12 protein-coding genes are annotated in these 12,331 nt (G+C 38.2%); all 12 read right to left on the bottom strand.

The genetic code is table 11. The annotated features are described in order from the left end of the window. The 12 genes from EPV75_RS08925 to rfbB are packed head-to-tail and all read right to left on the bottom strand — an operon-like array spanning position 1 to position 12,331. The gene (locus tag EPV75_RS08925) at positions 1-867 is read right to left on the bottom strand and encodes an NAD-dependent epimerase/dehydratase family protein (RefSeq protein WP_128385147.1); all 867 of its coding nucleotides are present in this window, start codon (positions 865-867) and stop codon (positions 1-3) included. Beyond that, entirely contained in the window at positions 864-2,015 is a 1,152-nt protein-coding gene (locus EPV75_RS08930) for a glycosyltransferase family 4 protein (RefSeq protein WP_128385148.1), read from the bottom strand. Before EPV75_RS08930 ends, EPV75_RS08925 begins: the two co-directional genes overlap by 4 nt. Further along, the gene (locus tag EPV75_RS08935) at positions 2,015-3,208 is read right to left on the bottom strand and encodes a hypothetical protein (RefSeq protein WP_128385149.1); all 1,194 of its coding nucleotides are present in this window, start codon (positions 3,206-3,208) and stop codon (positions 2,015-2,017) included. The genes EPV75_RS08930 and EPV75_RS08935 overlap by 1 nt, the downstream gene beginning before the upstream one ends. A 19-nt stretch (positions 3,209-3,227) precedes the next feature. Next, positions 3,228-4,304 carry a glycosyltransferase family 2 protein gene (locus EPV75_RS08940; RefSeq protein ID WP_128385150.1) on the bottom strand — a complete coding sequence of 359 codons (1,077 nt, stop codon included), beginning with the start codon at positions 4,302-4,304 and terminating at the stop codon, positions 3,228-3,230. Further along, the gene (gene wzx / locus EPV75_RS08945) at positions 4,297-5,622 is read right to left on the bottom strand and encodes an O-unit flippase-like protein (protein WP_128385151.1); all 1,326 of its coding nucleotides are present in this window, start codon (positions 5,620-5,622) and stop codon (positions 4,297-4,299) included. The genes EPV75_RS08940 and wzx overlap by 8 nt, the downstream gene beginning before the upstream one ends. Continuing rightward, the gene (gene rfbC, locus EPV75_RS08950; protein WP_128385152.1) at positions 5,609-6,154 is read right to left on the bottom strand and encodes a dTDP-4-dehydrorhamnose 3,5-epimerase; all 546 of its coding nucleotides are present in this window, start codon (positions 6,152-6,154) and stop codon (positions 5,609-5,611) included. The genes wzx and rfbC overlap by 14 nt, the downstream gene beginning before the upstream one ends. Continuing rightward, the gene (locus tag EPV75_RS08955; protein WP_128385153.1) at positions 6,151-7,080 is read right to left on the bottom strand and encodes an NAD-dependent epimerase/dehydratase family protein; all 930 of its coding nucleotides are present in this window, start codon (positions 7,078-7,080) and stop codon (positions 6,151-6,153) included. The genes rfbC and EPV75_RS08955 overlap by 4 nt, the downstream gene beginning before the upstream one ends. Beyond that, positions 7,080-8,396, bottom strand: coding sequence for a lipopolysaccharide biosynthesis protein RfbH (gene rfbH, locus EPV75_RS08960; protein ID WP_128385154.1), 1,317 nt, complete (start codon positions 8,394-8,396; stop codon positions 7,080-7,082). The genes EPV75_RS08955 and rfbH overlap by 1 nt, the downstream gene beginning before the upstream one ends. After that, a complete protein-coding gene (rfbG, locus tag EPV75_RS08965; protein WP_128385155.1) occupies positions 8,383-9,453 on the bottom strand; it encodes a CDP-glucose 4,6-dehydratase in 1,071 nt (356 codons plus the stop codon). The genes rfbH and rfbG overlap by 14 nt, the downstream gene beginning before the upstream one ends. A gap of 6 nt (positions 9,454-9,459) precedes the next feature. After that, the gene (gene rfbF, locus EPV75_RS08970) at positions 9,460-10,233 is read right to left on the bottom strand and encodes a glucose-1-phosphate cytidylyltransferase (protein ID WP_128385156.1); all 774 of its coding nucleotides are present in this window, start codon (positions 10,231-10,233) and stop codon (positions 9,460-9,462) included. Positions 10,234-10,248: 15 nt separating this feature from the next. Next, entirely contained in the window at positions 10,249-11,235 is a 987-nt protein-coding gene (locus tag EPV75_RS08975) for a 2Fe-2S iron-sulfur cluster-binding protein (RefSeq protein WP_128385157.1), read from the bottom strand. Then, on the bottom strand, positions 11,228-12,331 hold the full coding sequence (rfbB, locus tag EPV75_RS08980) for a dTDP-glucose 4,6-dehydratase (protein WP_128385158.1): 1,104 nt from the start codon (positions 12,329-12,331) through the stop codon (positions 11,228-11,230). Before rfbB ends, EPV75_RS08975 begins: the two co-directional genes overlap by 8 nt.

Raw genomic sequence — 12,331 nt, forward strand, 5'->3', positions numbered from 1 at the left:
TTAGGGCTCCAAATATTCTTTAAAACTAATTTTCATTGCCTCTTTCATACAATAAGGCTTTCTTTTTAAAACACTAGACAGATACACACTGGTCATAAAAATGTGATCTGGTCGATACTTAAAAAAATTCTCATCAGGGTGAACGACAGTGTAAGAAAAAGACACGAAACGTGAAATTTCTTTAGCCAGCTGCACACGGGAAATAAACTCAGGGCCAGACAGATTTACAAGCCGAGGGAATTGATCTTTAGCTACAACAAAAGAATCAATAAAGTCGATTACATCTCTTAAAAAAACAACTGAACGGACAAAAGGATCAAATACCTCAACATTACTTTCATTTTTACTGCTCTCCAATAAAAATTTTGTAAACTTGTCACCTATCGACCAAACATAAGAAAGGCGCATAACAGAAAAATAGTTATTTTGCAAAAATCGTTTCTCAACTTCTGCTTTCATTTCTGCATATGCAAACCCAGGATTAATGGGACTGTTCTCATCAACAGGTGCTTCTGTGCGCCCATAGACGACATCCGAGGAACTAAATAAGACATGGACACTTTTATTCAAAAGATATTCGATAACATTAGAAGTATGAGCAACATTTATTTTATAAGAATAACTATAGTTATTAGCGCACTCTTCAGGAGAAGATATCGCTGCCAGAAAGACAAACTTATCACCTGCCGCCACCTCGTCCAACGCCAAAAGATTACATGTTTCAAGATCAAATATACAGTCGCTACTAGAATTCCTTCCCACCTTTACAACTGGCTCACCCTGTTCTTCTAATCTTTTGCACAAAGCCTGCCCAATGTAACCACTCCACCCCAGTATAAAAATCTTTCCATTGACGTTTGGTTTCATTCCACCTCACCTTTAAAGATTGAGAGCATTTTTTTTCCAACAGCATCCCATGAATATTTATTCTCCATTAATTTAGAAGCGTTAAACGTGAGGTTCTTTTGCAAATCCGGGTTCTTTATCACCTCTACAATTTTCTCCGAAAGGTCTACAACGTCCTCAGTCACAAAAACCAAACCGGTTAGGTTATGCTCTACGATTTCGGTAAAGGCTGGCTGATCAGAAACAATAACTGGCTTGCCATAACCCATGGCTCTCAATAGCACCCCACTAGAATAAATTCGAGTATATGGCAATACAACAACTTCAGCTAACGAAAAATAGCTGGGGACGTCTTCATCTGGCACATAGCCCTTTTTCCAAACAACATGCCTTCCAATTCCCAGCTTATTGATCAACTCATCATAAATGGAACAATCATTCTGCCAGCAGCGACCAACAATTAACAATTTCAATTCAGGGCATCTTTTGATAACCATAGGCCATGCTTTTAACAAAGTTTCCAGCCCTTTAGTTTTTTTTATTTGTCCAAAAAATAAAACAAAATTATCGCTTTTTTCTAATCCATACTTCGTTTTAACCTCCTGAGGAAAGCTGTCGTACTCATGAATAAAATCAATATCTGAATGCGGCATCAAAACTACTTCTTTTCCAGGTAGCATCTCTTTTAAAATACTTTTTGAATAATTCGTATGAGTTGTAACAACTATTTTGGAAAAGGATAATAACTTGATAAAAATTAGCTTAATCAAACGGTTTGATTTTCGACCAAATGAAATTGGGTCATGTATATTGACAAACACTCTTGTCTTATAGAATAACGAAGATATCAATAAAAACAGTTCGACCAGTGAAAATGTAAATATATGTAGTTGCGCAACATCATAATCATGCTTACGAATATACCTTACACTATTCATTCCGCCCTTCAAAAACGATAGAAATCTTAACAAAGGACTTCTGTGGCGATCATACATCGAACCAAAAAATTTCTTAACGGTAATATTATACCTACTGCCCAAATCTCTAGTTTTATCACATGTAATATAGGTAACCTCGCAACCATGCTCAGCAAGACTTTTAGCTATCCCGTAGTCATATATTTCCATGCCACCATGACCACCTATAGGTTCAACCAACACAATTTTCATTAAACAGCCTTTTTATCTTTTAGCCGAAGAAAGCCACCGACAAATATCATCAAAAGAAAAACACTCATGAAATTAAACGCATTTTCGGAAAGAGCACTCACTAGTAACTGGGACATCAATAACCATGACAAGTAATGCGTCAACCCCAGTCTAGCAATAATCCACAGAAATGTTAAAAACCAAATTATAAAACCTAAAAAGCCAAACTGCCCCATAACCGCAGCCCAATATGAATCTCCAACTCCAGTTACAGTCGAGTTTGAAAACATGGCCGTATAATTACCAAAACTTCCTAAACCGCCCCCTAAAATTGTTAAATGGTGAAAAATTTCAACAAAACCAATCAAGTGTGCTTCAAAACCTGCGTGATATAATACAAATGCATAAACAAAAGGACTGCAAGCCAACACAACAAAAATTTTCCAAGGCAATGGGACCCGCGTATTAAAAATGAATACTGTTAAAATGAGCTGTAACCAAGCGCCTTTTGAAAAGGTTAAAAAAATACCCACCAACAACCCAACCAAATATATCTTTCGAAAAAAACTACTAAAAAAAGCCTTTCCTTCAAATAGCAACAACGTATATGCAAACACAAATATCGCGCCTAAGTTTATAGGGTCAAATACTGTTGAAACCATTCTTGGAACCCCTGCATCGAACGGTCGAAACCCCAGTAACGATATTGGTTCAATCCAAAATACAGGGTAACCCGTGACAAAAACGGGAATATTTTTCGCTGTAAAAAAAGCTTCTACAGGAACCAATTGCCAAAAATAGGTGAAACGCTCAAAAAAACCAAATATCAATATGACAAATACCACTAATAACGTTGCGTAACTAAGGCGTAAGTAATCACATTGAGACCGAACAACCAAATAACCAATCAAAACAAATTCAAACGGTACTAAAAATTGCCTCAGTGAAGCAACCTGTAAAAACAAGTTCGAATCACTAAAAAGCACTCCATAAGCTGACACAATTAAAACAGGAATCAAGAGATATAAAATATTCGCGTTAAGGGCTTGTGTTGAAATAGACAAGGCAAAAAGCAACATGACCACAACAGCTAAATCTTTAATCAAGTACCAATTTTGTCCGGGAGAAAAGTTATATAGTGAACTGATTACAGGAGCTGAAAATAAAACAAATGCAATAAAAAAATTTAAAAAATAAAGGTTAGAAATTTTCATTTATACCGATAACCTAAATTCATCGTCGAAAAACTGTTTCTGGCTTGTTTTTTACTTTAGAGCATATTGAAAATACTATATATACAAACAACGAGCGTATCCGAGCAGTTAACAATGAAGAAGCGCAATAACTTTCAAGTTTAATTTTTTTTATCTCTTGATATGAATTGAAGTCATCATTTAGGCTTTTCCAAAATACAGCATAATTTCCAGCTATAATTTTTATTAATTTAGAATAGAGCCATTTTCTTCTCTTTCCGATAGGATATTCTTCTAATATCTCATTTCGTAGCAAATATTCTTTAATTAAAAAATTCCTAAGAGTCTCTATTTTCAAGGACTCATTTTCAGAAATCCTATAGCTTGCCAATACCTCGTTAACTTTACATACTCCAAAGTTTTTCCAATATCTATAAAAAAACTCATAATCAGATATAGGAAAGTATGCTTCATCAAACCCACCAATTTTTTTCATATGACTTTTATTAAAAATCACACCCAATGTACCAGCAGTAGGACCATAAAATAAAATATCTTCATGCGCATATGAATAACACTTACCTTTTAAAAGTTTTTCTAAAAAAAGCTTAAATTTATCTAAGGCTTTCTTAATATTACCCTCTCTGTGCTTCGTTCCGAATTTCTTATGGTTACACACTACCAGCTCATTCTCATGCATATACAAAGACATTTGAGCGATAAACGATATGTCCAATAAATCATCATCATTCAAGATTATAACTTTCTCGGTTGGACATAATTCTATACATCTATTCCAATTACCAAACATACCAATATTTTGGTTATTTCGAAATAAATACAAGTTTTCGGCATTGAATGAACCCACTAACTCTTCTACGTCTTTCCAACTTTCTCCTATATCATCATTATCAACAACAATCACATTGTATTTTAAATCACAATTTTGATTTAAAGCAGATTCAATAGCCTCTCTAAGCAAATGGGGACGTTTAAAGGTAGGTATCATAATTGACACAATAGACCCGTCAAAATTAGGCACCCCATGAACCAACTCAGTTTTCACATGTGAATACACCGAAAAATTATCTTTATAATCTAAATCAAGTTCATTCACTCTTGTCTTCCTGTAATTTTTTATACACTACCAATGGCCACTTCCAATTGTTATAAGCTAATTGCACTAACCCTTGAATAAGAATAAGCCAGATCATACTATCCATCTTGAGATAAGAAAAAACAAAAACAATTAACCCAACTATCGCTGAACCAGATAAAACCGCCGACCAAACAAATGGAACCTCATTCAGAGTCGTAATATACATTCCTGCAAGACTATGATGCAATTCTAGAAAACCAAAAAACAATATTAATGACAGTAAAGAGATAGGTAACAGTACAATATCAGTACTCAATAGACTGAGGGCTAAATCACCAAATAACATTATTCCAAATGCAAAAAATGCATAGATTAAAAGTGATACCAACACTAACTTATAATAAAGTTTCTTTTTACTCGAAACTAATTCTAGCTGCATACCGCTTAATTGCGGAATATGCATTTGAAAATACACATTTGAGAGCGCCATAACAACTGATAACACTTGTAAGGTAATCATATAGGATGCCGACACATCAGCAGTAAAGTAGATCCCTGCAAAAAATATCGTCGCTTTATTAATTAAAAAAGCTCCGAGCATTACCACTCCTAATCGCCAAGCATTTGGTAGCAAAACCTTAAGCAACCGAGATTTTTTAAAAATAATAAAAACTATTTTTTGATTCAAAACAACATACGCATATATACGAGCAAAAAAAACCCCCAGTAAATATGCTATGGGCATTACCAAAATCGTCTCAAACCACCATAGCCCAACCAATGACAACAATAACCATAAACCTCGCATAATAATATTCGTCATATTAGCTTGGTATATGGAACCAATCCCCATTAATAATGGTTGGGTAAATAAAAAATATAAATTAAAAATAAATCCTATAAGAAAAATCAACCAAACCTGCCACCCATATACGATAGGGTTATTATCCAGAAACAAGTTCACATACCAGGTTCCAAAACAACCAAACACGATAAGCCCAATTAATGCAATATAAAAATATAACTTTTTAACTGTTTGATATAATTGTCCGAATAGTTTCCAGTTAGGCTCTCCACTATTATTAGTTGAGCAAACACCCTGTGCTTGGAGCGTTTGTGCTCCAGACATTACATAGGCAACATTACGAGTAATGGTAGGCGAAAAACCAAAATCAAAAACCATTACCAAACCTAAAAATGATAGTAAGACCAACCAGTAAGAAACTTCTGCTGGTGACAGAAAAACTAACATAAATGGCAGAATAAGAACCCCATAGCCAATATTTAATGCCTGCGCTACATACCCTGAAGTAATTGCCTTTTTAGATGGCTTCACAGAATAGCTCTAACGACTTAAACGATTTATCACGTTCTGAAACTAAAGATGTATCAATATGATAACCATGCCAATCAAATCCAAAACTATCCCACCGAATTCCAAAGTCGTGCTCCGGTGCATGAACGGTCGTCGTTAAGTAGGTCACTGTGGCAAAATTTGACAAGGTTAAAAAACCATGCGCAAACCCTTTACTCATATATAAGGACTTTGCATTGTCTGACGAAAGCTTTGTCGCAAAACACTCTCCAAAAGTCGGTGATTTTTTACGAATATCAACCGCAACATCCAAGATTTCACCATCTGTGACATAAACCAATTTAGCATGATCATGAGGGGGTAATTGAAAATGCATTCCTCGAAGAACGTTTTTTTTCGATACGGAATAAAAACTTTCCTTAAAATCACATTCTAAGCCGTGAGATTTGAAAACATCTTCATGAAAAGTTTTCACAAACTTTCCTCGACAATCCTCAAATACTTTATTTTCTATTTCAAATACGCCATCTAGTGGTGTTGATTTAACAATCATTTCATTCCTTCTTTCTGATAAAAGCTGACAGTGTTTTCAATACCTTGTAAAGCCGTATATTCAGGTTTCCAGTGTAAAATTCGTTCTAATTTTGTAATGTCTGCATAGGCAATGGGAATATCAATCTTCGAAGCCTCTCCCCACGTTTTCTTAAGCGGCTTACCGACTTTTTGTTCTACAATCGAAACAATATCTCTAATACTGAGCGGCACGCCCGAACCAAGGTTAAACACTTCATACTCAGGCGGGAAAGTACCTGACGAGATTCTCTCTACCGCTTTCATATAGGCCGAGACAATATCCTTTACATAAATCAAATCAATTTTCTGTAACCCTTCGGATAATTCAATTACCTCTCCCTCCAATGCTTTTTGGATAATCATGGGGACTAATTTTTGATTATCTTTTTCACCGTAAGGTGAAAATAACCTAAAGGTATTGACCATCATCTTATCTGAGTGTGTTTTTAAAATTGACTCGAAAGCAAGCTTGGTCTTGGCATAGAAATTAAAAGGGGCAATAGAAGTACTTTCATCAACCGGTTGTCTAGAACAATCATATTCAAAAAAAGTACCCGTATTAATAAACCCCTTAATGCCCTTACGGGAAGCAGCCTCCACGATTTCGGCCGGAAATGTCACGTTCGAGGCCAACATCTCCGACACCTCATTCCCATTGTCAAACTTCCGATACAAAGTTGCCATATGGATAACAATATCTATTATCTCATGCTCGAAAATTTTTGATATGGACTGAACGTCTACATCATAGCTTTTGTATTGCCCTGCCAAATGTTCAATTCGCCATAAGCTAGATGCCGTGCGTTTAAGCACCACTACTGAATAGCCTTGCTGAATTAAGGCTTCCAGTAAATGGCTTCCCAAAAAGCCGGTTGCGCCAGTAAGTAAAACCGTTGGTTTTGACATTAGAAGTTCACACCAAAGAATTCTTCTAGTTTTTCTGCAATATAATCCAAATGTTCTTTATCCAGGCCTGGGTAGATTCCCAACCAAAGGGTTTGGTTCATGGTGATATCGGTATTAGTTAAATCTCCAACCACCCGATACTCCACTCCTTCAAAATAAGGCTGTCGAATCAGGTTTCCAGCGAAGAGTAAACGTGTACCAATTTTGCATTGATCAAGATATTTGGTTAAATCCACACGACTAACACCTGCGGTTTCTTTTAAGGTAATTGGAAACCCAAACCAAGACGGTTTTGAGTTCTCTGTTGGATCAGTCAGTTCAATAAAATCGGTCACGGAATTTAAACGATTCTTCAGGTAATCGAAATTGGCATTACGTTTGTCAATAAACTCAGGTAGGCGTTTCAATTGCGCTAAACCACACGCAGCTTGCATATCAGTGATTTTTAAGTTGTAACCTAAATGCGAGTAGGTGTACTTGTGGTCATACCCCTCCGGTAGATCACCCAGTTTCATACTAAAGCGAGTGCCACATGTATTGTCGCATCCAGGCTTGCAATAGCAATCACGCCCCCAATCTCTAAAGGACTCGGCAATGGTTGCCAACTGTGCATCGTTGGTAAAAACGGCGCCACCTTCTCCCATAGTCATGTGATGCGCAGGATAAAAGCTCAAGGTTGCAATATCGCCCCACGTACCGACCTTTCTACCATCAAATTCAGCACCAAGAGCATCACAACAATCTTCAATTAGCCATAAATGATGCTTTTCACAAATGGCTTTAATTTTCGCAAGATTGAAAGGATTTCCTAAAGTATGCGCCAACATAATAGCTTTGGTTTTTGGCGTAATCGCGGCTTCAATCAAGTCGGCATCGATATTGTGCGTTTTTAAATCGACGTCAACAAACACCGGAACAGCACCAAATTGCACGATAGGATTCACAGTAGTCGGAAAACCTGCTGCCACGCCAATAACCTCATCTCCCTTTTTAATTGCACGCGGCCCTAACTTAGGAGACGTCAAAGCGCTAAAAGCAACCAAGTTTGCAGAGGAACCCGAGTTAACGGTAATTAAATGTTTAACACCGATAAATTCGGCAAGTTCTTTTTCAAACTGTTCGTTAAAGCGCCCTGTGGTCAACCAACCGTCTAAGGAAGCCTCAACCATATATTGAAGCTCTGTTTCGCCAATTACCTTACCTGATGGCGGAACAACCGATACTCCTGGCTCAAAAGGCTTTTCGCCATACTGCAGCTCAGCATACTTTTTGACCAGTTCGGAAATTTCTTGTCTAATCGATTCAGTGGTTTGCATTGTTAAAATCTCTCATAAATTCATTAATTTCTTCCAGACACACTTGTTGTATATCCGCGTTATTTAGCCAGGCCTGGTGCCATTTAATAATTTTGGCAAGTGTTTGCTCTAAACGCCAAGTGGGGTGCCATTTAAGCCTCGCTTTGGCTTTAGAGACATCCAACTTTAAATAACCCGCTTCATGAGGATGGGCGTTTTTATCCAGTTCCCAACTTGCCCCCGGCCAGTTAGCGACCATGTGATTTAAAATCCAATCCACAGGTTTAGCGTCGTCTTCATAAGGGCCGAAGTTCCATCCTTCTGCAAAATCCTTTGGGTTTTGGTATAGATGTTGGGCTAAAACCAAATAACCGGAAAGCGGCTCAAGTACGTGTTGCCAAGGGCGTGTTGAAGCGGGATTGCGAATAACAACTGGCTGATTTTTTTCAAACGCACGTAAAATATCTGGAACCAATCGATCACCCGCCCAGTCTCCACCACCAATCACATTACCGGCTCTGGCAGAAGCCAAACCAATACCTTGTTCTTGCATAAAAGACCGACGATAGGCTGAAGTCACCAACTCAGCACAGCCTTTTGAACTGGAGTAAGGGTCAAACCCTCCCATCGGTTCATCTTCTCGATACCCCCAGACCCATTCTTTGTTTTCATAACACTTATCAGTAGTAACACTGACAATTGCTTTTAAATTTGAACAGATTCTCGCCGCTTCAAGCACTTTAGCCGTTCCCATGACATTAGTGTCATAAGTTTCTAAAGGTTCTTTATAGGACAAGCGCACTAAAGGTTGTGCAGCCATATGAATCAGAATATCTGGGTTAAATTCAGACAGGCTTACTTTTAAAGCTTCAAAATCGCGAATATCACCAATCTGCGATTCAATTTTTTCAGCAACTTTAGCTTCTTCAAACAGGTTAGGTTTGGTCGGTGGAGTTAGGGCATAACCCTTCACGACAGCACCCATTTCGGTCAACCAAAGTGCTAACCAGCTACCTTTAAACCCCGTATGGCCAGTTAGATAAACCCGCTTCCCGCTCCAAAAACCAGAATCAATCATTAGTAATTATTCCCAGTTTTTCCAAGGCGCTTTGCCCGATTTCCACAATTCTTCTAAATAGTTTTTATCTCTCAAGGTATCCATTGGCTGCCAGAAACCGTGATGCTCGTAAGCCATTAGCTCCCCATCATCCGCCAACCCCACAAGTGGTTGTTGCTCCCACACACATGCATCTGAGTCAATTCGCTCCAAAACTTTCGGTGAGAGAACAAAAAAGCCACCGTTAATCATGGCACCATCACCTTTAGGTTTTTCTTTAAAGCTATTCACTTTACCTGCTTGTATATCTAATGCGCCAAAACGTCCAGGAGGATAAGTCGCAGTGAGAGTGGCTTGCTTGCCGTGTTGTTTGTGAAACTCTATTGTTTCTGCAATGTCAATATCACCAACCCCATCACCATAAGTAAAACAAAAGGCCTCTTCATTTTTAATATAATCAGCCACTCGTCCCAGACGTCCACCAGTCATAGATTCATCCCCTGTATCCACCAATGTCACTGTCCAGGGTTCAGCTCTCTTTTCATGCACATCCATGCTATTTTCTTTCATGCAGAAAGTAACATCCGATTGATGAAGAAAATAGTTAGCAAAATATTCTTTGATGACATACCCTTTATAACCACAACAAATTACAAAATCATTAATTCCGTGAGACGAGTACATTTTCATAATGTGCCACAAAATAGGCTTACCACCAATTTCAACCATTGGTTTTGGGCGAGTACTTGTTTCCTCACTTAAACGTGTACCAAGCCCTCCGGCCAAAATAACTGCTTTCATATTACTTCCTATTTTTTAATAACTTTGTACAAATGCATCTGAATAAAATTGTTTTTCTGGCAAGCTTCTTTCTGTCAAAAGTTGCTTAGCCGCTTGAATCATCGCGTTAGAGCCACAAGCATAAATCGCGCACTTTTCGACGTCCGGTTGTTTTTGCATAGCAATGTCTTGAACATAACCGACTTCACCCGTCCAACTTTGATCCGGCTTAGAACACACCTGAATAAAATCAACATTCAAGTTCTCAAACTTTGGCTGCCAAACAAATTCTTCTGGGTAACGATTACCCCAATAAACGGTAATAGAGTGCTGCTGTTGGTAATCTGGATTTTCATCTAAAATATTTAAAATCGACATAATGGGTGCAATGCCTGTGCCAGTCGCCAAAAACAATAAAGGTTTTAAATCATCTCTAAGGAAAAACGTACCTTTAGGCCCTTCAATTCTAAGCAAATCGTTTTCCTTGGCATGATTAAACCAATAGTCACTCATTTTGCCATTTTCAAAACGCTTAATTAACAAGGTAATTTCTTTTTGACTTGAAGTTGAAGCTATCGAGTAACTTCTACGAATTGAGTTTTGGATGACATCCAAGTACTGCCCTTCGAGAAATTTAAAATTAGCGGTCGGCGGCAATCTTAAAGTGACTTCGATAATATCGGCGGTATGCTTTTTAATTGTGTTAATTCTGGCTGGTAAAGTTTTGGTCTCAATACCATGAAGCGCACTTAAGTCCTCCGCATTAATTAAAACATTGGTTTTCGGTGCACAACAACAAGTAAGGATTTGATTGCTTTCTTTTTGAGAATCTGTCAGTGCAACCTGTGCCTGCAACTCAATCACTTCCCCCTCTAACAAAAAAGTTTTACAAACTCCACACTGTCCTGTTTTACAGCTATACTCAAAAATGTAACCATTTTTTACAGCTGCATCCAAGATAGATACATCGCCGCCACACTCAAACTCCGGGCCTTGATTTGACTTAACCACGAACTCAGACATTATGCACTCCTAACCTGCCACGCTGATAACTTCCATCCTGAACATGTTGGCACCACAATTGATTGTTTAAGTACCATTGCACAGTTTTACGAATCCCAGATTCAAATGTTTCCAGTGGTGCCCACCCGAGTTCACGTTGAATCTTACTAGCATCAATTGCATAACGCATATCATGCCCAGGACGGTCGGTGACATAAGTAATCTGCTCGGCATAAGAGCTTGTTTTCGGTTTGACTTCATCCAAAATGGCGCAAATGGTTTTCACCACTTCAATATTTTGCTTTTCATTATGCCCGCCGATATTATAGGTTTCACCGATGTTTCCTTGTGTTGCAACCAAAACCAAAGCTCGGGCATGATCTTCGACAAACAACCAGTCGCGAATTTGATTCCCCTTACCATAGACAGGTAGTGCCTTACCATCCAGTGCATTTAAGATCACCAGTGGTATAAGTTTTTCAGGAAAATGGAACGGGCCGTAATTATTGGAGCAGTTAGTTACGAGGCTTGGCAAACCAAACGTTCTTTGCCAAGCCCGGACAAGATGATCGCTACCGGCTTTCGAAGCAGAATAAGGTGAACTCGGCGCATAAGAAGTGTTTTCCGTAAACAAAGGTAATACTTTGCTCTCGATGCCTCCTTGATCATCCGGATGCGGTAAATCTCCATAGACTTCATCGGTTGAGATATGGTGAAAACGGAAGTTTGCTTTTTTATCACTTTCAAGCTGAGACCAATAAGCTCTTGCCTGCTCCAAAAGTGTATAGGTTCCAACAATATTGGTGTGAATAAACTCACCCGGCCCGTCGATAGAACGATCCACATGCGACTCTGCAGCTAAATGCATGATAATATCCGGCTGATACGTTTCAAAAACTTTTTTCAACGCCAAAGCATCACAAATATCAACTTGCTCAAAGGCGTATCTCGAACTATCGCTAACAGTTTTCAAGGATTCTAAATTACCAGCATAGGTGAGCTTATCTACATTAACAACAACATGCTGAGTATCATTAATTAAATGACGTACAACCGCACCTCCAATGAATCCGGCGCCACCTGTTACTAATATTCTCTTTGTTGTTTTGGACGTCAT

Source organism: Hydrogenovibrio thermophilus (genome assembly GCF_004028275.1).
Classification (GTDB): Bacteria; Pseudomonadota; Gammaproteobacteria; order Thiomicrospirales; family Thiomicrospiraceae; genus Hydrogenovibrio; species Hydrogenovibrio thermophilus.